Below are 20,669 nucleotides of genomic sequence, written 5' to 3'. Positions count from 1 at the left end.
ACCCTTTATGATGATTTATTTAAGCAGGGCTTATCATTCCAGATATTTTTTAAACCAGCTTAACGTTCTCGACCAGGCCAGCTCGGCTGCGGGCTGGTCATAGCGTGGGGTAGAATCGTTGTGAAATCCATGGTTTACGCCGGGGTAGATATACGCTTCATAAACCTTATTATTTGATTTCAGCGCGGCTTCATAGGCAGGCCAGCCCTCGTTAATATTTTTGTCCAGCTCGGCATAATGAAGCAGGAGCGGCGCGCTAATTTTTGGCACATCCTCCACCCGCGGCTGACGACCATAGAAGGGCACCGCGCAGTCGAGTTCCGGATACGCTACGGCGGCGGCATTCGATACGCCGCCGCCGTAGCAAAAACCGGTAATCCCCACCTTACCGGTGGCTTCCGGATGATTTTTCATAAACTCTATGGCGGCAAAAAAGTCGTTCATCAGCCTTGTCGGGTCGACCTTCTGCTGCAAAACCTTTCCTTCGTCGTCGTTGCCGGGGTATCCCCCCACCGAGCTCAGGCCGTCGGGAGCCAGCGCGATATACCCCGCTTTCGCCACGCGTCGTGCCACGTCTTCAATATACGGATTCAGCCCCCGGTTCTCATGCACGACCACTACCGCGGGCGTTTTCGCGGTAGCTTTGGCCGGCTTCACCAGGTAACCGCGCACTTCGCCGTGACCATTGGGCGAGGGATAAGTGATGTATTCCGGACGAATATCGGGATCGGTGAATTTAACCTGCTCCGCGAGGGCGTAGTTGGGTTTAAGCATATTAAACAGCATCAGCGCCGTTACGCCGCCTGCGGCATAGCGCGCCGCGAGATTCAGAAATTCGCGTTTGCTGATTTTACCGTGGGCGTAATAGTCATAGTAATCAAGCAGCTCTTGCGGAAAATCTTTGGCAGTCAGGCGCGTCATCGCTTATCTCCATGATTTATGATTTGATAAGCTTAGAATAAAAACGCTGTTTCGAAAATTCACCGATAAGAAAGGAGACATCATGTCCTGGCACCCTTACACCGGCCGATACGAAAACATGCAGTACCGATACTGCGGCAAAAGCGGCCTGCGCTTACCGGCGCTGTCGCTGGGTCTGTGGCACAGCTTTGGCCACGTTCAGGCGCTCGATTCCCAGCGCGCGCTGCTGCGTAAGGCCTTCGATCTCGGCATTACCCATTTTGACCTTGCCAACAACTACGGCCCCCCTCCAGGCAGCGCTGAAGAAAATTTTGGCCGCCTGCTGCGAGAAGATTTTGCCGGGTATCGCGACGAGCTGATCATCTCCACCAAAGCGGGCTACGACATGTGGCCAGGACCGTATGGTTCGGGTGGTTCACGTAAGTATCTGCTCGCCAGCCTCGACCAGAGCCTGAAACGCATGGGCGTGGAGTATGTGGATATTTTCTATTCTCACCGCGTAGACGAAAACACGCCGATGGAAGAGACCGCCGCCGCGTTGGCACACGCGGTGCAGAGCGGAAAAGCGCTGTACGTCGGCATTTCGTCCTACTCCACGGAACGCACGACGGTGATGGCCGAATTGCTGCGCGAGTGGAAGATCCCGCTTTTGATCCACCAGCCCTCTTACAACCTGCTTAACCGCTGGGTCGACAAGACTGGTCTGCTGGACGCGCTGGAGAAAAACGGAACGGGCTGTATCGCCTTTACCCCGCTGGCGCAGGGCCTGCTGACCGGGAAATACCTGAACGGTATTCCGGACGGTTCACGTATGCAGCGCGAAGGGAAAAAAGCGCGCGGCCTGACGGAGAAAATGCTGACCGAAGCCAACCTGAGCAGCCTTCGTCTGCTGAACGAGATGGCGCACGCGCGCGGGCAGACGATGGCGCAGATGGCGCTAAGCTGGCTGTTGAAAGATACACGTGTAACGTCAGTGCTCATCGGCGCGAGCCGCCCGGAGCAACTGGAAGAGAACGTTCAGGCGCTGAATAACCTGTGCTTTACCGAAGATGAACTGACGCGGATTGACCAGCACGTGGCGGATGGTGAGCTGAATTTGTGGCAGGCGTCGTCGGATAAATAAATAGTGCGGTCCGATGCTTTCGCCCCTCACCCTAACCCTCTCCCCAGAGGGGAGAGGGAACTTGAACACCCTCTCCCCTCTGGGGAGAGGGCAGGGTGAGGGGCCTGGTAAATTTATTTCTTACTGATCTTATCCAGATATCCCATCACAAACGCCGACAGTACAAACGTCAGGTGGATAATCACATACCACATCAGCTTATTATCCGGGACGTTTTTAGCATCCATAAAGACACGTAACAGGTGAATAGACGAAATCGCCACAATCGACGCCGCGACTTTATTTTTCAGCGATGAGGCGTCCATTTTCCCCAGCCAGTTGAGCTTTTCTTTGTGCTCGGCGATATCAAGCTGAGAGACGAAATTCTCATAACCGGAGAACATCACCATCACCAGTAATCCTCCTACCAGCGTCATATCCACCAGCGACAGCAGAACCAGAATCAAATCGGCTTCTGCCACGGAGAAAATGTTTGGCAGGACGTGGAATATCTCCTGGAAGAACTTGATCGTCAGGGCGACCAGCGCCAGAGAGAGACCAAAATAGACGGGTGCGAGCAGCCAGCGAGAGGCATACATTGCGTTTTCAAAGAAGCGTTCCATAAAATCCTGTCTGCAAACGAAACCAGCGCTCAGTATATCTCAACTATACCTCGTTGGGATCCACATCCGGACGCGCATACTCCGGCCAGACCAGTGCGACCAGTTCCGGGTAGGCTTCCAGGCTAAACTCGCGAAAACACTGGCGCAGATTTAATACGTCTAAATCGGAATACGACACCTTCTCGCCATTCAGACAGCGCTTTTTGATATTGTCGTAATATTTATAGACCGCCGAATTAAGGTCGCTACAGCGGCGCTGCGCGTCGAACAGGCCGGGCGTATCATTAATTTCGGCCATTTTCATTCGCTTAATTGTCGCATGGAGAAAATCGATATATTCGTGATTCACCCGCCAGTACCAGACTGGCGTCACGGCGTTCATCAAGACGGAGAAATGATCTTCCCCCTCCTCTTTGGACATCAATTCAGGCTGCGGTGGTTCACTGGCGTCATTTGACACTTTCGTTTTATTGAACTCTTGCATCAATAAAAGCACGCCAGCGGTCAGTAATAGTAACGTTACGACCGTGAAGAAAATGCTGTTCATGGGTAGGCTCCATTTTTTTTGATTTTAAAATTGCCTCATGATATTGTCAACGAATCTCACCCTTTTTCCAACCCCACCCTTTTGAAATTAAAGGAAATTAAAATGCTGCCCGACAATCTTGTCCCGGCAAAGTACCACATTACGCCTGTGGAACAGCCTTCGACGGAAGCAGATAAAGAGGCGAATTTCACTCAAGGAAAAAGAAAACTCTCCGACTATGAAGCCGATATATTAATTGGTGTTTCACGCACCGGCAAATCCCGTAATATGGTGCTGGAAGAGCACGATCGCCATTTAAAAGAACGGTTATTTCGTGCCATCAAGATTGAAGCCTTAGTTCATCTGCTAAATGATTTACAGGCCGAAGGGGAAATAGATGCCCAGGCTCTAAGTCAAATAATGGCCGAGAAAACACAGCAAATAAATGAAGCTGGCAATGAAATTTGGCTTAACTTAATTACGCGTGAAAAAAGCAATCCCATTTTTTATAACCTGGGGGATGATTAACGTGAATGATGATAGCGGTAATAACGTTTATTTGACTTTAGATGATAAGAAAAGCGATGAATTTATCTTAAAGCAGAATCTCGACGCCCTGAAAAAGATAAAAAATGACGAGATGACGCGAATAACGCAGGACTTGGTTTCGATTCCGGCCACGCTGGTGCGCCTGAAATGGCAGAACCGTCGGGAAATTTATGCCTTGCAGGCCAAAGAGGAGATTTACGGCGCGGTGATGAACGCCATTATTGAGCTGCGCCCTGAGCTTAAAGAGAAGATCCTTGGGCGACTGGAGACGAACTATCAGTACCTGCTGGCACGCGAGACAGCCACCCTGCGCCTGACCCGTAAACTCTCGGAAGGCAACTATCGCACATCAAACGTCACCTGCGTGGCGCTCGATGAAGAGGCGTCAACAACATCTTCTAACTGCTGACAACGTGGTTCGCCCGGCGGCGCTAGCCTGAGATTGTAGGCCGGGTAAGGCGAAGCCGCCACCCGGCACGGAAGGCGGCTTCGCCTTCGTTTTACTTCGCGGCCGCTTTCTCTTCGCCGACCAGACCAATCTTCAGGTATCCCGCCTGATGCAGCGTGTCCATTACCTTCATCATGGTTTCATAATCGACGGTTTTATCCGCGCGGAAGAAGACGGTGGTGTCTTTCTTGCCGCCGGTCAGCTGGTCCAGCGCCGGAATAACCGAGGCATCCGTCACCGGATCGTTGCCCAGGAACATGGACTTATCGGCCTTCACGGACAGGTAGACAGGCTTTTCCGGACGCGGCTGCGGCTGGCTGGAGGACGCTGGCAGATTCACCTTCACGTCCACCGTCGCCAGCGGCGCGGCAACCATAAAGATAATCAGCAGAACCAGCATGACGTCGATAAACGGCGTCACGTTGATCTCATGCATTTCACCGTTATCGTCCAGATTTTCATTAAGACGCATTGCCATACAATCAACCTACGCGCAGTTTGGACGCCGCATGCACCGGTTTAACGGCGCTGGCGTTCAGGTCCAGATCGCGGCTTTGCAGCAGCAGAACCTGCGCGGCAACGTCACCCAGTGTGGCTTTGTAACTGCCAATCATGCGCGCGAAGATGTTATAGATAACTACCGCAGGGATAGCGGCAACCAGACCGATAGCCGTTGCCAGCAGCGCTTCTGCGATACCCGGCGCGACGACCGCAAGGTTAGTGGTCTGCGTCTGGGCGATACCGATAAAGCTGTTCATGATGCCCCAGACGGTACCGAACAGGCCGACGAACGGGGAGATAGCGCCGATAGTCGCCAGGTAGCCGTTACCGCGGCCCATATGACGACCCACGGCCGCAACGCGACGCTCCAGACGGAAGCCGGTACGCTCTTTAATGCCTTCGTTATCTTCACTGCCTGCGGAGAGTTCCAGCTCGTTCTGCGCTTCGTTCACTAACAGGGTAGTCAGGCTTTTCGCATGGAAGGATGAGGTGATATCAGAAGCCTGATCCAGAGAGCGGGCTTCCGCCAGCTGCTTCTGCTCACGCTTGAGGCGGCGTTTTTGTGAAAGAAGTTCGGCGCTCTTGCTGAAGAAGATAGCCCAGGTGATCACGGACGCCAGAATCAGGCCGATCATCACAACCTTAACGACGATGTCAGCATGTTGATACATGCCCCAAACGGAGAGATCCGTCTGCATCAAATTATTACCCACTCTGTATCTCCAGGACGCAAATCACACAATCTGAACGTAATAATATCAAAACGTCGTCGAATTGATAGTAGTTCTCATTAGTATTTACATAGTGCCGTAATTTTCGCTCACTTTCCTTGCGCTTACGCAGTAAAAATTTCTTATGCGAATATTTGATAATATTTTCTGCTTATTCGATAAGCATCCGGATGCACATTGTGACAATCGTGGTAGTCTGGACGTCCAGACGTATAAAAATAGGGTTAGCGAACATGACTAAAAAGCAGCTTGAGACCACGCTGGTGCAGGCAGGACGCAGTAAAAAATACACCCAGGGCTCGGTCAACAGCGTGATCCAGCGTGCCTCCTCGCTGGTGTTTGATACCGTCGAAGATAAAAAAATCGCCACGCGTAATCGCGCTAAGGGCGGGCTGTTTTACGGTCGCCGTGGCACGTTAACCCATTTCTCGTTGCAGGAAGCCATGTGCGAACTGGAGGGCGGCGCGGGCTGCGCGCTGTTCCCGTGCGGTGCGGCGGCGGTCGCCAATACCATTCTGGCGTTTGTTGAACAGGGTGACCACATCCTGATGACCAATACCGCCTACGAGCCAAGCCAGGACTTCTGCACCAAAATACTCAGCAAGCTCGGCGTCACCACCAGCTGGTTCGATCCGCTGATTGGGGCCGGTATTGCCGGGCTTATTCAGCCCAACACGCGCGTTGTGTTCCTGGAATCTCCCGGCTCCATCACTATGGAAGTGCATGACGTCCCGGCCATCGTGAAGGCGGTGCGCAGCATAGCGCCGGAAGCGATCATCATGATCGACAACACCTGGGCGGCAGGTGTGCTGTTTAAAGCCCTGGAATTTGACATCGATATCTCCATTCAGGCGGCGACCAAATACCTGATTGGCCACTCAGACGGCATGATCGGTACGGCGGTATCTAATGCCCGCTGCTGGGAGCAATTGCGTGAAAACGCCTACCTGATGGGCCAGATGGTGGATGCCGATACCGCCTACATGACCAGCCGGGGCATCCGTACGCTCGGCGTGCGTCTGCGTCAGCATCACGAAAGCAGCCTGCAAATTGCACAGTGGCTGGCGCTGCATCCGCAGGTGGAGCGCGTTAACCATCCGGCGCTGCCGGGCAGCAAGGGCCACGAATACTGGCAACGTGACTTTACGGGCAGCAGCGGGTTGTTCTCATTTGTTCTTAAGAAGCGCCTGAATGACGCCGAGCTGGCAAGCTATCTGGATAACTTTACCCTCTTCAGCATGGCCTATTCATGGGGTGGGTTTGAATCGTTGATCCTGCCCAATCAGCCGGAGCAGATTGCGGCCCTGCGCCCGGGCGGCGAGGTGGACTTCGAGGGGACCTTAATCCGCCTGCATATCGGGCTGGAAAATGTGGACGATTTAATTGCGGATTTATCGGCAGGATTTGAGCGCATCGTGTAAAGTGCTGGCTGACATGTACTCCCTGGACGCTATTCTGAACACCGCAAGCAGAAAAGTCTGTATGAGATGCGCCTGCGATCAACCCCGACAGGCAAAATTGGGAGTACAATAGCGTTATATCTGCTGTTCCACAGGAAAGTCCATGGCTGTTATTCAAAATATCATCACGGCGCTCTGGCAACACGATTTTGCCGCGCTGGCGGACCCACATGTCGTCGGGATTGTCTATTTCGTGATGTTCGCGACGCTGTTTCTGGAAAATGGATTACTGCCAGCCTCATTTTTACCCGGTGACAGCCTGCTCCTGCTCGCAGGGGCGTTAATCGGCAAGGGCGTGATGGACTTCGCACCGACAATGGTGATCCTCACCTCTGCGGCCAGTCTCGGCTGTTGGCTGAGCTACCTGCAAGGGCGCTGGCTTGGAAACACCCGCGTGGTGAAAGGCTGGCTGGCGCAGCTGCCGCATAAATATCATCAGCGCGCGACCTGCATGTTTGACCGTCACGGCCTGCTGGCGTTGCTTGCCGGGCGTTTTCTGGCGTTCGTTCGCACCCTGTTGCCTACCATGGCGGGTATTTCAGGCCTCTCTAACCGCCGCTTCCAGTTCTTCAACTGGCTGAGCGCCCTGCTCTGGGTGGGCGTGGTTACCACGCTCGGCTACGCGCTGAATATGATCCCCTTTGTTAAGCGCCATGAAGACCAGGTGATGACCTTCCTGATGATCCTGCCGATTTTCCTGCTGGTTGCAGGGCTGGTGGGTACCATTGCGGTGGTGATCAAGAAAAAGTATTGCAGCGCATAAATAAAAGCCGGGTGGCGCTACCGCTTACCCGGCCTCCGTTTCCCCTCACGCTCCCTGCATGGTTCTGATACGTGACGCATCTTCCCCCGGCGTGACGCCGAAGTAACGCTTAAATTCCCGACTAAACTGCGAAGCGCTTTCATACCCGACCCGCATCGCCGCGGCGCTGGCCTTCATGCCATCGTGGATCATCAGCATCCGCGCCTTATGCAGACGGTAAGTTTTGAGGTACTGCAACGGCGACGTGCTGGTGACGGATTTAAAGTTATGGTGAAACGCCGAGACGCTCATATTGGCTTCCGCCGCCAGCTGATCAACGCTGAGGTTTTCCGTGTACTGGCTCTCGATGCGCTTCAGCACGCGACTAATGAGGCTGAAGTGCGTTTGCCGGCTTACCAGCGCCAGCAGCGCCCCGCCGCCCGGTCCCAGCAGCACATGGTAAAGAATTTCGCGGATAATCTGCTTTCCGAGAATACGCGCATCCAGAGGCCTTTCCATCACGTCTAACAGGCGTTCAATCGCGCAGAGAATTTCCTCCGATAAGGTCGCGGAGTTGATACCGCTTGCCGCCATCGACGGCCGGAAAAGTTTGTCCTCCCCAATCTCCATCAGCAACTCCTGCAACTGGAGAATGTCGACGTTGACGCGGATCCCGGCCAGCGGTACCTCCTCTGTCGCGAAAGTTTCACATTCGAAGGGTAAAGGTACAGTCAGAAGCAGATATTCATTGGTGTCGTAACGGAACACGCGCTCATTGATATAGCCAATCTTATGGCCAGAAAAGAGAAACACGATGCCGGGCTGATACATCACCGGGGTGCGCGTTCCGGGCTGGGTACCGTAGAGCAATCGGATATCCGGCAACAGCTCAGCCGAATCATTTCCGTTATCTATCAGTCTTTTAATCTGCGACGTTAGCTGGCGGCAGATGGCATCACGGTTCATTTTCAGTTACTCCGGGTACGGTTTCCGACGCTGACAGTGTGCGCATTTTCTTACCGTTTCTCCAGAGCGCTGTAGAAATGGGCAAGACATCGGCAGGAATGTGCATTGAGAGGATAGCGCCTGCCCGCCACAATGTGCAGCATCAGGTTGCCTTCTGCGCCACCACGATTTTTTACCCACTACAGGGAACAAGCCATGAACAACTTTAATCTTCACACCCCAACCCGCATTCTGTTTGGTAAAGACGCTATCGCTGACCTGCGCGCGCAAATCCCGACGGACGCCCGCGTCCTGATTACCTACGGCGGCGGCAGCGTGAAAAAAACCGGCGTACTGGATCAGGTTTACAGCGCTCTGGAAGGGCTGGACGTACGCGAGTTCGGCGGTATCGAGCCTAACCCGTCTTATGAAACGCTGATGAACGCGGTAAAAATCGCCCGTGACGAGCAGATCACTTTCCTGCTGGCGGTGGGCGGCGGTTCCGTGCTGGACGGCACCAAATTCATCGCGGCGGCAGCGCATTACGCTGACGGCATCGACCCGTGGCATATTCTGGAAACGGGCGGCAGCGACATCAGCAGTGCGATCCCGATGGGCTCCGTGCTGACGCTGCCGGCCACCGGCTCTGAGTCCAACAAAGGCGCGGTCATCTCCCGTAAAACCACCGGTGACAAGCAGGCCTTTATGAACGAACACGTTCAGCCCGTGTTCGCGATCCTCGATCCGGTTTACACCTATACCCTGCCTGCGCGTCAGGTGGCGAACGGCGTGGTCGACGCCTTTGTTCACACCGTTGAGCAGTACGTCACTTACCCGGTAAACGCCAAAATTCAGGATCGTTTCGCGGAAGGCATTCTGCTGACGCTGATTGAAGAAGGTCCGAAAGCGCTGAAAGAGCCTGAAAACTATGACGTGCGTGCTAACGTGATGTGGGCTGCAACACAGGCACTGAATGGCCTTATCGGTGCAGGCGTGCCACAGGACTGGGCTACCCATATGCTCGGCCACGAGCTGACGGCGATGCACGGCCTGGATCACGCCCAGACGCTGGCGGTGGTTCTGCCTGCGCTGTGGAATGAAAAACGTGACGCTAAACGCGCCAAACTGCTCCAGTACGCCGAACGCGTCTGGAACATCACCGAGGGTTCCGACGATGCGCGTATTGATGCCGCGATTGAAGCCACCCGTCACTTCTTTGAAAGCCTGGGTGTGCCAACGCGTCTCTCTGACTACGACCTGGACGGCAGCTCCATCCCTGCCCTGCTGGCGAAGCTGGAAGCACACGGTATGACGCAGATCGGCGAGCACGGCGACATCACCCTGGACGTCAGCCGTCGTATTTACGAAGCGGCACGCTAAGCGTTTTTAGGATCCTGACTTTCGTTTTTTGACATTTCGTCCAGACTTAATGCACATCACATCGTCGGAGGTTCCCTCCGGCGATGAGCACCTGAAGGAGGAAAAATGGCAAACCAAACCGTAATCAAGCTACAGGACGGCAACGTGATGCCCCAGCTGGGGCTAGGTGTATGGAAAGCCGGTAACGACGAGGTCGTCTCCGCCATTCATAAAGCCCTGGAAGTCGGCTATCGGTCCATTGATACCGCCGCCGCCTATAAAAACGAGGACGGCGTGGGGACCGCGCTTGCCAGCGCTGGCATTCCCCGCGATGAGTTATTCATCACCACCAAGCTGTGGAACGACGATCAAAAGCGTCCCCGCGAAGCGTTGCAGGAGAGCCTGGAGAAACTCCAGCTCGATTTCGTCGATCTTTATCTCATGCACTGGCCGGTACCGGCTATCGACCATTACGTTGATGCCTGGAAAGGGATGATTGAGCTGCAAAAAGAGGGGCTGATAAAAAGCATCGGCGTCTGTAATTTCCAGGTTCATCATCTGCAACGCCTGATTGATGAAACGGGCGTCGCGCCGGTGATTAACCAGATTGAGCTACACCCGCTGATGCAGCAGCGCCAGCTTCATTCGTGGAACGCCACGCACAAGATCCAGACCGAATCCTGGAGCCCGCTGGCTCAGGGCGGCGAAGGGGTGTTTGACCAGAAAATCATTCGTGAACTGGCGGATAAGTACGGCAAAACGCCGGCGCAGATCGTCATTCGCTGGCATCTGGATAGCGGTCTGGTGGTGATCCCGAAATCGGTCACGCCATCGCGTATCGCCGAGAACTTCGACGTCTGGGATTTCCGCCTGGATAAAGACGAGCTGGGTGAGATTGCGAAGCTGGATCAGGGCAAGCGGCTTGGGCCGGACCCGGATCAGTTTGGCGGGTAGTTTCCCCTCACCCTAACCCTCTCCCACAGGGAGAGGGAATGCTTTCCACCCTCTCCCTGTGGGAGAGGGCCGGGGTGAGGGCATCATCGTTATCCGATCTTACGTTTTCCCGTTTTTTTCGTCCCCGAAGCCCCACCGTTCGAACGCTGATGCACAATTGGCGTGTGCTTGGTCAGCGCCGGGCGCGTATTGCGGTTCTGGCGACGCGCTTCGCGCATCTCTTCCAGCGTTGGCGCTGGCACCAGACAATCACGACGCGAGCCGATCAGGTGCTTTTTCCCCATCTCTTCCAGCGCCTGACGGATCAGCGGCCAGTTTTTCGGGTCGTGATAGCGCAGCAGCGCTTTGTGCAGACGGCGCTGTTTATCCCCTTTCGGCACCACCACGTCTTCACTCTTATAGCCAATCTTACTTAGCGGGTTTTTACCGGTGTAATACATGGTCGTCGAGTTAGCGAGCGGCGACGGGTAGAAGTTCTGCACCTGATCCAGACGGAATCGACGCTGCTTCAGCCACAGCGCCAGATTCACCATGTCTTCATCACGGGTGCCGGGGTGCGCGGAGATGAAGTATGGGATCAGATACTGCTCTTTCCCCGCCTGTTTTGAAAAGGTATCAAACAGCTGTTTAAAGCGGTCATAGCTGCCCATGCCCGGCTTCATCATTTTGGACAGCGGGCCCTCTTCGGTGTGCTCCGGGGCGATCTTCAGATAACCGCCAACGTGGTGCGTCGCCAGCTCTTTGATGTAGCGCGGATCTTCCACCGCAATGTCGTAACGCACGCCGGAGGCGATCAGGATCTTCTTGATGCCTTTCAGGTCACGGGCGCGACGGTAAAGGTTGATCGTCGGCTCGTGGTTGGTGTCCATATGCTCGCAAATGCTCGGATAGACGCAGGAGAGACGACGACAGGTCTGCTCAGCGCGCGGCGATTTGCAGCGCAGCATGTACATGTTAGCCGTTGGACCACCCAGATCGGAGATTACGCCGGTAAAGCCCGGGACCGAGTCGCGAATCGCTTCGATCTCGTTAACAATCGACTCTTCGGAACGGCTCTGAATAATACGACCTTCGTGTTCGGTGATCGAACAGAAGGAGCACCCGCCGAAGCAGCCGCGCATGATGTTGACCGAGAAGCGGATCATCTCGTACGCCGGAATACGGCTGTTGCCATATGACGGATGCGGCACACGCTTGTACGGCAGGGCAAAAACGCTGTCCATCTCTTCGGTAGAGAGCGGGATCGCCGGCGGGTTAACCCAGATATAACGCTCGCCGTGCTTTTGCATCAACGCGCGGGCACAGCCCGGGTTGGTTTCATGGTGCAGAATACGGGAGGCGTGTGCGTAGAGCACCTTGTCAGCTTTGACCTTCTCATATGACGGCAGCAGCACATAGGTCTTTTCCCACGGCTTCGGACGCGGCGGCTGCACCACCACGGCCTTTGCTTCCGCTTTCTTCGGCTCAACTGGTTTGTTATCCGCGCACGGCAGATCGTCACCGTACGGGTGCGGGATAGGGTCGATTTTGCCCGGCATATCGATAATGCGGGAATCCACCCCGCTCCAGCCCGGCAGCGCCTCTTTCACCATGATCGCGGTGTTGCGCACGTCGCGGATCTCGCTGACCGCTTCACCCTGCGCCAGGCGATGCGCCACTTCCACCAGCGGACGCTCGCCGTTGCCGAAGATCAGCATGTCGGCTTTCGAATCCACCAGCACCGAACGGCGCACGGTGTCAGACCAGTAGTCGTAGTGCGCGGTGCGGCGCAGGCTCGCCTCGATGCCGCCCAGGATCACCGGCACGTCTTTCCATGCTTCTTTGCATCGCTGGGTGTAGACGAGGGTCGCGCGATCGGGACGTTTACCCGCCACGTTGTCAGCCGTATAAGCGTCGTCATGGCGCAGCTTACGGTCCGCGGTATAGCGGTTGATCATCGAGTCCATGTTGCCCGCGGTCACGCCAAAGAACAGGTTAGGTTTACCCAGACGCATAAAGTCGTCTTTGCTGTTCCAGTCAGGCTGAGAAATAATCCCCACGCGGAAACCCTGAGCTTCCAGCATACGGCCGCAGATCGCCATGCCAAAGCTCGGGTGATCGACATACGCATCACCCGTCACCAGAATGATATCGCAGCTGTCCCAGCCCAGTTGATCCATCTCTTCCCGGGACATCGGCAGGAACGGCGCCGGTCCAAAGCAGGCTGCCCAATACTGGGGCCAGGAGAAGAGGTCGCGATCCGGCTGGATCAGGGAAATTGCGCTCATAATGCTTCCGAAGAAAAAATAGACAAAAGGAGCGGGATTATACGCTGGTTTATCGGGGGAAATGAAGGGGTATTTATTGCCCGGTGACGCTACGCTTACCGGGCCTACGGGCCTGTAGGTCGGGTAAGGCGAAGCCGCCACCCGACTCGTTTTACGGTGCCGGATTCACCAGCATCTGCCCTACCGACCCCCTGTCCATCATCTCCAGCGTCTGGCTGTGGAACAGGAACGGGAAGTGCGGCCATGACGGCTGTCCATAGTAGACGAGCAGTTCTACCTGCCCATCCACCCAAACGGTATCTTTCCAGCCCCTGTCTTCCGGGAACGGCATCGCCCCGTTGACGTTGCGGATCAGGAATGACACCCCTTCAATATGGAACGACTGCGGCATCTCCGAGCGGACGGTCCAGCGCTCCCAGGTTCCCTGCTGGGCGGTGATATCAATACGGTTTACGTCCCACAGCGCGCCGTTGATGCCCGGATCGTCGCCAAGGCTGATATCGCGACTGCGTACTGCAGGGCCGGTCACAATTTCCTGCGGCAGCAGGCGCATCGGCAGACTGTCGGTCACCAGCGGCAACAGGCCGGTCGGGCGCAGCGTCAGCACCAGCGTGGAGACCAGAACGCTCGACGGTTCAAAGAAGCCGCGAATGCGGTCAACAATGCTTGCCGCTTCGCCGCAGGTCACGGACACTTCATCCCCGTTGGTCATATCCACGAGGATTTCACGACGTTCGCCCGGCGCAAGCGCCAGCTGTTTCACCGACACCGGCGCAGGTAATAACCCCTGATCGCCTGAAATCACATGCAGGGCGCGGCCGTCGCTCATTTGCAGCAGGTAGCGGCGCGAGTTAGAGGCATTCAACAGACGCAGACGCACCCAGCCACGAGACACTTCGACATACGGGCTTTGCGCGCCGTTAACCAGCAGCGTATCGCCCACAAAGCCACCGCTGCCCGGCTCGCTGTACTCCGGCGTACCGAAGTTATCCAGACGCTTGTCCTGAATAATGATCGGGAAATCATCAACACCGTAGTGATTCGGGATCGGCAGCGTTTTACTGACCTCATCTTCAATCAGCCACATCCCGGCCAGGCCGTTATAGACCTGCTGGGCGGTGCGGTTCGGGGTGTTGGCGTGATACCACAATGTCGCCGCGCTCTGACGAATCGGGAGGACGGGCGCCCAGTCGGCATTCGGCGACATCATGCGCGCCGCGCCGCCCATCAGCGGCCCCGGCACCTGCAACCCACTGACGGTCATTGCGACATTTTCCGTCGTCCGGTTACTGTAGATGAGCTTGACGTCATCCCCATTCCACACGCGAATGGTCGGCCCGAGGTAGCGTCCGTTAATGCCCCATACCTGCGCGCGCGTTCCCTGGGTAAAGGACCAGTGGCTACGCTGAAGCGTGAGGAATAGCGGCTGTCCGCGACGGGATTCAATCAACGGCGGAATAGGCAGCGGCTGTTGCTGCCCGGCGGCGCTGGCTGTCCGCGGCATCGCACCCGCACAAAGGGCGATACCCGAAGCCTGAATAAACTGACGCCGACTGAGTGACATATAAGCTCCATCTGAAACGACTAACAACGCGGGAATTCGTTTTCCCTTGAACGAAACCGGGTTAAATCTTACCGGCGGCTTCTCGCTCTGCAACTTCTTTATCGAGCTGTGCAATGTGCTGAGCCATCAGCTCGCGGCAGTGCGTGGCCAGCTCGCGCACCTGGTCTTTACCGTATTTGGAGGTATCCACCGGCGGTAGCATTTCGACAATGACCAGTCCGTTTTTCAGACGGTTAAGATTAATCTTATTCGATGTATTGGAAACGCACACGGGAATAATTGGAACGCCTGCCGCAATTGCAGCATGAAACGCGCCGGTCTTGAACGGCAGCAGGCCGCGACCGCGGCTGCGCGTCCCTTCCGGGAACATCCAGATTGAGATCCGGCGCTTTTTAAACTGATCCACCACTTCCGCAATGGTGCCATGCGCTTTCGCACGGTTGTTGCGGTCAATCAGCAAGTTACCGGTGAGCCAGTACAGTTGGCCGAAAAGCGGGATCCACAGCAGGCTCTTTTTCCCGACGGTTACGGTCGGCGGAATAACAATATTTGAGGCCGTCACCATATCGTAGTTGTTTTGATGGTTAGCGATATAGATGGCGTTACCGAAATTCTCCGCCCCTTCAGGCAGACGCTTTTCAACCTTCAGGCCGAACAATGGCGCAAGGCGACCAAACATGTGCCCGAACGTCGCGACATGTTTTGGGTTACGCGGGCTGAACAGGCAATAAATCGATCCGAAAATACAGACCAGAATGCAGTAAATAACGGTAAGAATAAGACGAACAATGTATAGCATAGCGACCTCTGAAGCCCTGACAGCTGACAATTATACTTCACCTGTGGCCAGGTAAGGACTTTATTACGAGCGCGTATTGTTAATCGCAACGCACGAATTAACAACGTTTTTACGGGAAATTTTATGGTAATCCCCCTCCGGAAAGAGGGGGGGATGAAACAGGTTACTCTTCGCTGTCGTCCGCTTTGCTGCGCGCCGGCGAGTCGATCTCCACGCGGTCGATGCGCTGCAGGCCACGCATCAGTGAGCCGCGACGTCCGCGCTCGCCAACCACCTTCTGCAACTCTTCCGGACGCAGTTTGATCTTACGTTTGCCGACATGAATGGTCAGCGTGCTCTGCGGCGGCAGCAGGAAGAGATGCGCCAGGCTATCTTCGCCTTTTGCCGCTTCCGCTGACGGGATACTGATGATCTTGTTGCCCTTCCCTTTCGACAGCTCCGGCAGATCGCTGACCGGGAACATCAGCATGCGTCCGGCAGCGGTGATCGCCAGCAGCATATCGCTTTCGTTCTCGATGATCAGCGGCGGCATGACGTGGGCGTTATCCGGCAGGCTGATCAGCGCTTTACCGGCGCGGTTACGCGACACCAGATCGTTAAAGGTGCAGATAAAGCCGTAGCCAGCATCAGACGCCATCAGCAGTTTTTGATCGTCGGCTTCCATCAGCATATGGTCAACCGTGGCGCCCGGCGGCAGCGTCAGCTTGCCGGTCAGCGGTTCGCCCTGCCCGCGCGCGGATGGCAGCGTGATCGGATCAATAGCGTAGCTGCGGCCCGTGGAGTCGATAAACGCCACCGGCTGGTTGCTCTTGCCCTTCACCGCCGCCTTGAAGCTGTCACCGGATTTGTAGCTCAGACCCGGCGCGTCGATATCGTGGCCTTTGGCGCTACGCACCCAGCCGCTCTGGGAAAGCACGATGGTCACCGGCTCGGACGGCAGCATGTCGTGCTCGTTCATCGCCTTCGCTTCTTCGCGCTCATGCAGCGGAGAACGACGGTCGTCGCCAAAGGCGTCGGCATCGGCCTGCAACTCTTTCTTCAGCAGGGTGTTCATCTTGCGCTCGGACGCCAGAATCGCCTGAAGCTGATCGCGCTCTTTTTCCAGCTCGTTCTGCTCGCCGCGGATCTTCATCTCTTCCAGCTTAGCGAGATGGCGCAGCTTCAGTTCGAGGATCGCTTCAGCCTGGGTTTCGCTGATGCCAAAGCGCGACATCAGGGCAGGCTTAGGTTCGTCCTCGGTACGAATGATCTCAATCACTTCGTCAATGTTGAGGAACGCCACCAGCAAACCTTCGAGGATATGCAGGCGCTTAAGCACTTTCTCCAGCCGATGGTTCAGACGGCGGCGCACCGTATCGCGGCGGAAGGCCAGCCATTCGGTGAGGATCTCCAGCAGGTTTTTCACCGCCGGGCGACCGTCCAGACCAATCATGTTCAGGTTGATGCGGTAGCTTTTTTCCAGATCGGTAGTGGCGAACAGGTGGTTCATCACCTGCTCCATATCCACGCGGTTAGAACGCGGCACAATCACCAGACGGGTCGGGTTTTCGTGGTCCGATTCGTCACGCAGGTCGTCCACCATCGGCAGCTTTTTATTGCGCATCTGGGAGGCAATCTGCTCCAGCACCTTCGCGCCGGAGACCTGGTGCGGCAGCGCGGTGATCACCACGGCGCCATCCTCTTTGGTCCATACCGCGCGCATGCGCACGGAGCCGCGGCCGTTCTGGTAGATTTTACGGATTTCCGCACGCGAGGTGATGATCTCGGCTTCGGTCGGATAGTCCGGCCCCTGCACGATATCCAGCAGATCGTCCAGCGAGGTTTTTGGCTGCTCAATCAGGGTGATGGCGGCTTTCGCCACTTCACGCAGGTTGTGCGGCGGAATGTCCGTCGCCATGCCCACGGCGATACCGGTCGTGCCGTTCAGCAGGATGTTCGGCAGACGCGCAGGCAGCATTTTCGGCTCCTGCATCGTACCGTCGAAGTTTGGCACCCAGTCGACCGTACCCTGCCCCAGCTCGCCCAACAGCACTTCGGCATATTTAGACAGGCGGGATTCGGTATAACGCATCGCCGCGAAGGATTTCGGATCGTCCGGCGCCCCCCAGTTCCCCTGGCCATCCACCAGCGGATAGCGGTAAGAGAACGGCTGGGCCATCAGCACCATCGCTTCATAGCAGGCGCTGTCACCGTGCGGATGGTATTTCCCCAGCACGTCACCGACGGTACGGGCGGATTTCTTGAACTTGGCGGTCGCATTCAGCCCCAGTTCGGACATCGCATAGACGATGCGGCGCTGAACGGGCTTCAGGCCATCCCCGATAAACGGCAACGCCCTGTCCATGATGACGTACATGGAGTAGTTCAGGTAGGCGTTTTCCGTGAATTCATGTAGCGCGAGGCGCTCTGCCATATCGCTCATTACGTGTGATTCCTCAACTCAGAAACCGATGGGTTTCAGGCAATATTGCCGCAGATACTACCTCATCTGGCGAGTTGAGTCACAAAGAAAAAGGGCCGCTCATGCGGCCCTTTCCGGGTTATTTGTTCAGCTTGATAACCTGCTTCACGTCGATTTCAAACTCGTTCCAGTCTTTATCGATTTTACCCTGGAGTTCGACTTTATCCTGTGGCGTCACCGTCACGCCGTTCCAGCGCTTGTGGTCGATCTCCACCACCACCGTGCCGCTTTCATCGCGGAAGGTGTAACGGTCATCGGACAGGCGCTCGGTAATATTACCGCGCAGCTTCACCCAGCTGTCGTCCTTCATATCTTTGACTTTAGCCGCGGTAGTGAGGTTGGCGTTATTATCGACAAAGCCACCCTGCTGGGTTTGCGTCTGGGTCTGTGTCGCAGATGGGCCAGAGAAGCCACCCTGTGCAGCAAAAACAGGGGCAGTGGTCATCATCATGATGGCAGCAATTGCAGCGTATTTTTTCATCTTAATCTCTCCCTTTAATGTCGTTTCACAATCCATTAAACAGGGTAAACCTTAACAACTTCTTAAGGGGAAAATTTATTTATTTTTACTGTACAGCAGTCGCTTGCAGAAGGTTTACTGACGGCATCAAGGAGGAAATATGCGCATTTTACTGGTAGAAGACGACAAGCTCATCGGCGATGGCATCAAAGCGGGCTTAAGCAAAATGGGCTTTAACGTGGACTGGTTTACCGACGGTAAAACCGGGCAGGCGGCCCTGTACACCGCGCCGTACGATGCCGTGGTGCTGGACCTGACGCTGCCGGAAATCGACGGGCTTGCGATCCTGCGCGCCTGGCGCGAAAGCGGTAAGAGCGAACCGGTGCTGATCCTCACCGCGCGGGATGCGCTGAATCAGCGCGTCGAAGGGTTACGCCTGGGGGCGGATGATTACCTGTGTAAGCCGTTCGCGCTGATTGAAGTGGCAGCCCGCCTCGAAGCGCTGGTGCGCCGCAGCCACGGGCAGGCGCGCAGCGAGCTGCGTCACGGCAAGGTCACGCTCGATCCGGCAAGTCTCGTCGCCACGCTGGAGGGCGAAACGCTGGTGCTCAAACCCAAAGAGTTCGCCCTGCTGGAACTGCTGATGCGCAACGCGGGCCGCGTGCTGCCGCGCAAGGCCATCGAAGAGAAACTCTACAACTGGGATGATGACGTCTCCAGCAACGCCGTCGAAGTCCACGTTCATCATTTACGCCGCAAGCTCGGCAGCGAATTTATCCGCACCGTGCACGGCATCGGTTATACCCTGGGTGACGCATGAAACTGACCCAACGCCTGAGCCTGAAGCTGCGCCTGACGCTCCTCTTTTTGCTGCTGTCCCTGGCGGCCTGGTTTGCCGCAAGCGTGGTGGCCTGGCACCAGACGACCGACAAGCTCGATAAGCTGTTCGATACCCAGCAGATGCTGTTTGCCAAACGGCTGCTGACGATGGACGTGGACGAACTCCGCGCCCCGGAACGCATGCGCGAGGTGCCGAAAAAAGCCAAACACGGCCATCTTGACGACGATGCGCTGGCCTTCGCAATCTTCACCGCAGACGGCAGCATGGTGCTTAACGACGGTGAGAACGGGCGTGACATACCTTATCACTACCGCCGGGACGGATTTGATGACGGTCGGTTGCAGGATGACAACGACGAATGGCGTTTCCTGTGGCTGACCTCCCCGGACGGGAAATACCGCGTGGTGGTTGGCCAGGAGTGGGAGTACCGACAGGATATGGCGCTGGACGTGGTCAGCTCGCAGCTGACGCCGTGGCTGGTGGCGCTGCCCGTAATGCTGCTGTTGCTGATTGTCCTGCTGAGCCGGGAACTGAAACCGCTGAAAAACCTGGCGCAGACCCTGCGTTCACGCTCGCCGGATGCGACCGATACGCTGCCCACCCACGGCGTGCCGACGGAGGTTCGCCCGCTGCTTGATGCGCTTAACCATCTTTTCGCCCGTACGCAGGAGATGATGGCCCGCGAGCGCCGCTTCACCTCGGATGCCGCTCATGAGTTGCGCAGCCCGCTTGCCGCGCTGAAGGTGCAAACCGACGTGGCGCAGCTTTCCCTTGACGATCCCGGGGCGCAGTCTAAAGCGCTGGGGCAATTGCATGCGGGCATCGACCGCGCCTCCCGGCTGGTGGATCAGCTTCTCACCCTGTCGCGCCTGGATTCACTGGATAATCTTGATGACGTCGAACCCGTGATGATGGCCGATTTGCTGCAATCCGCGGTGCTGGATATCTGGCATCCGGCGCAGCAGGCGGGCATTGATATTCGGCTCAACGTCAACGCGCCCGAGGTGATGCGTCACGGACAGCCGCTATTGCTGAGCCTGCTGGCGCGTAACCTGCTGGACAACGCCGTTCGTTATAGCCCGCGCGGCAGCGTGGTGGACGTGACGCTGAACACCCAAAGCTTTACCGTGCGCGACAACGGCCCGGGCATTTCAACCGATGCGCTGGCGCGTCTCGGCGAGCGCTTTTATCGTCCACCGGGCCAGGACGCCACCGGCAGCGGTCTGGGGTTGTCTATTGTGAAGCGCATCGCGGCGTTACACGGGATGCGCGTCTCGCTGGGCAATGCGCCTGAAGGGGGCTTTGAGGTGACCGTCAGCTGGTAGCCATTATTGCGCTGAGCGCAAAAGACTTTGCACATTTTGCTTATTTTTCCGCTCCGTCCTCGCGCGTAGAATACCTGGCATACTCTCAGCA

Annotated in this window: 20 protein-coding genes; 9 read left to right on the top strand and 11 right to left on the bottom strand. The window is 56.2% G+C overall.

Translation table 11 applies throughout. The features are described from left to right. Positions 1-33 precede the first annotated feature (33 nt). Positions 34-921 (bottom strand): YghX family hydrolase, encoded by an 888-nt coding sequence (gene yghX / locus AC4OVS_RS03650; protein ID WP_048966576.1) that lies wholly within the window; start codon positions 919-921, stop codon positions 34-36. An 82-nt stretch (positions 922-1,003) separates the two neighbouring features. On the opposite strand from yghX, the gene AC4OVS_RS03645 reads away from it, so the two are divergent. Next, entirely contained in the window at positions 1,004-2,044 is a 1,041-nt protein-coding gene (locus AC4OVS_RS03645) for an aldo/keto reductase (RefSeq protein ID WP_192970452.1), read from the top strand. Between the two features lie 113 nt (positions 2,045-2,157). On the opposite strand, the gene AC4OVS_RS03640 is transcribed toward AC4OVS_RS03645, so the two are convergent. Together AC4OVS_RS03640 and AC4OVS_RS03635 are read right to left on the bottom strand one after the other, a co-directional pair. Next, positions 2,158-2,646 (bottom strand): TIGR00645 family protein, encoded by a 489-nt coding sequence (locus AC4OVS_RS03640; protein WP_006811956.1) that lies wholly within the window; start codon positions 2,644-2,646, stop codon positions 2,158-2,160. Between the two features lie 43 nt (positions 2,647-2,689). Next, the gene (locus tag AC4OVS_RS03635) at positions 2,690-3,193 is read right to left on the bottom strand and encodes an ESA_00282 family adhesion-associated protein (protein WP_023298598.1); all 504 of its coding nucleotides are present in this window, start codon (positions 3,191-3,193) and stop codon (positions 2,690-2,692) included. 102 nt (positions 3,194-3,295) lie between these two features. On the opposite strand from AC4OVS_RS03635, the gene AC4OVS_RS03630 reads away from it, so the two are divergent. Then, positions 3,296-3,700, top strand: coding sequence for a hypothetical protein (locus AC4OVS_RS03630; protein ID WP_023330187.1), 405 nt, complete (start codon positions 3,296-3,298; stop codon positions 3,698-3,700). Continuing rightward, the gene (locus AC4OVS_RS03625; protein ID WP_023298600.1) at positions 3,693-4,130 is read left to right on the top strand and encodes a hypothetical protein; all 438 of its coding nucleotides are present in this window, start codon (positions 3,693-3,695) and stop codon (positions 4,128-4,130) included. Before AC4OVS_RS03630 ends, AC4OVS_RS03625 begins: the two co-directional genes overlap by 8 nt. Positions 4,131-4,221: 91 nt before the next feature. Here the strand turns inward: AC4OVS_RS03625 and exbD are convergent, their stop codons facing one another. Together exbD and exbB are read right to left on the bottom strand one after the other, a co-directional pair. Further along, a complete protein-coding gene (gene exbD / locus AC4OVS_RS03620) occupies positions 4,222-4,647 on the bottom strand; it encodes a TonB system transport protein ExbD (protein WP_023298601.1) in 426 nt (141 codons plus the stop codon). Between the two features lie 4 nt (positions 4,648-4,651). Next, positions 4,652-5,383, bottom strand: coding sequence for a tol-pal system-associated acyl-CoA thioesterase (exbB, locus tag AC4OVS_RS03615; RefSeq protein WP_023298602.1), 732 nt, complete (start codon positions 5,381-5,383; stop codon positions 4,652-4,654). Between the two features lie 251 nt (positions 5,384-5,634). On the opposite strand from exbB, the gene metC reads away from it, so the two are divergent. Both metC and yghB read left to right on the top strand, forming a co-directional pair. Continuing rightward, positions 5,635-6,822 (top strand): cystathionine beta-lyase, encoded by a 1,188-nt coding sequence (metC, locus tag AC4OVS_RS03610; protein ID WP_023306940.1) that lies wholly within the window; start codon positions 5,635-5,637, stop codon positions 6,820-6,822. 142 nt (positions 6,823-6,964) lie between these two features. Beyond that, positions 6,965-7,624, top strand: a complete 660-nt coding sequence (gene yghB / locus AC4OVS_RS03605) for a DedA family general envelope maintenance protein YghB (protein WP_015571869.1) — start codon at positions 6,965-6,967, stop codon at positions 7,622-7,624. A 45-nt stretch (positions 7,625-7,669) separates the two neighbouring features. Here the strand turns inward: yghB and AC4OVS_RS03600 are convergent, their stop codons facing one another. Then, positions 7,670-8,569 carry an AraC family transcriptional regulator gene (locus AC4OVS_RS03600; protein ID WP_491922181.1) on the bottom strand — a complete coding sequence of 300 codons (900 nt, stop codon included), beginning with the start codon at positions 8,567-8,569 and terminating at the stop codon, positions 7,670-7,672. A 195-nt stretch (positions 8,570-8,764) separates the two neighbouring features. Here AC4OVS_RS03600 and yqhD point away from each other — a divergent pair, with 195 nt between their 5' ends. Next, positions 8,765-9,928, top strand: coding sequence for an alcohol dehydrogenase (yqhD, locus tag AC4OVS_RS03595; protein WP_032626276.1), 1,164 nt, complete (start codon positions 8,765-8,767; stop codon positions 9,926-9,928). A gap of 105 nt (positions 9,929-10,033) precedes the next feature. After that, complete coding sequence (gene dkgA / locus AC4OVS_RS03590; protein WP_023306942.1) at positions 10,034-10,861, top strand: 2,5-didehydrogluconate reductase DkgA; 828 nt, start codon at positions 10,034-10,036, stop codon at positions 10,859-10,861. Positions 10,862-10,950: 89 nt separating this feature from the next. Here the strand turns inward: dkgA and AC4OVS_RS03585 are convergent, their stop codons facing one another. The 5 genes from AC4OVS_RS03585 to AC4OVS_RS03565 form a co-directional block, all read right to left on the bottom strand. Beyond that, entirely contained in the window at positions 10,951-13,128 is a 2,178-nt protein-coding gene (locus AC4OVS_RS03585; protein WP_023298606.1) for a YgiQ family radical SAM protein, read from the bottom strand. A 151-nt stretch (positions 13,129-13,279) separates the two neighbouring features. Beyond that, positions 13,280-14,692, bottom strand: a complete 1,413-nt coding sequence (gene ftsP, locus AC4OVS_RS03580; protein ID WP_023298607.1) for a cell division protein FtsP — start codon at positions 14,690-14,692, stop codon at positions 13,280-13,282. Positions 14,693-14,753: 61 nt separating this feature from the next. Further along, positions 14,754-15,491, bottom strand: coding sequence for a 1-acylglycerol-3-phosphate O-acyltransferase (plsC, locus tag AC4OVS_RS03575; RefSeq protein WP_022649406.1), 738 nt, complete (start codon positions 15,489-15,491; stop codon positions 14,754-14,756). A 163-nt stretch (positions 15,492-15,654) separates the two neighbouring features. Continuing rightward, positions 15,655-17,913 (bottom strand): DNA topoisomerase IV subunit A, encoded by a 2,259-nt coding sequence (gene parC, locus AC4OVS_RS03570; protein WP_023298608.1) that lies wholly within the window; start codon positions 17,911-17,913, stop codon positions 15,655-15,657. Between the two features lie 118 nt (positions 17,914-18,031). Beyond that, a complete protein-coding gene (locus AC4OVS_RS03565) occupies positions 18,032-18,433 on the bottom strand; it encodes a YgiW/YdeI family stress tolerance OB fold protein (protein WP_022649408.1) in 402 nt (133 codons plus the stop codon). Between the two features lie 139 nt (positions 18,434-18,572). Between AC4OVS_RS03565 and qseB the strand changes: the two genes are divergently transcribed. Together qseB and qseC are read left to right on the top strand one after the other, a co-directional pair. Beyond that, on the top strand, positions 18,573-19,232 hold the full coding sequence (gene qseB, locus AC4OVS_RS03560) for a quorum sensing response regulator transcription factor QseB (protein ID WP_063854385.1): 660 nt from the start codon (positions 18,573-18,575) through the stop codon (positions 19,230-19,232). Next, on the top strand, positions 19,229-20,578 hold the full coding sequence (gene qseC / locus AC4OVS_RS03555; protein WP_023306956.1) for a quorum sensing histidine kinase QseC: 1,350 nt from the start codon (positions 19,229-19,231) through the stop codon (positions 20,576-20,578). Before qseB ends, qseC begins: the two co-directional genes overlap by 4 nt. Positions 20,579-20,669: the final 91 nt, after the last annotated feature.

It is taken from the genome of Enterobacter sp. 4974935 (assembly GCF_058661735.1).
Note: the sequence above shows the minus strand (reverse complement) of the source record. Positions and strands in the feature narration are given on the sequence as shown.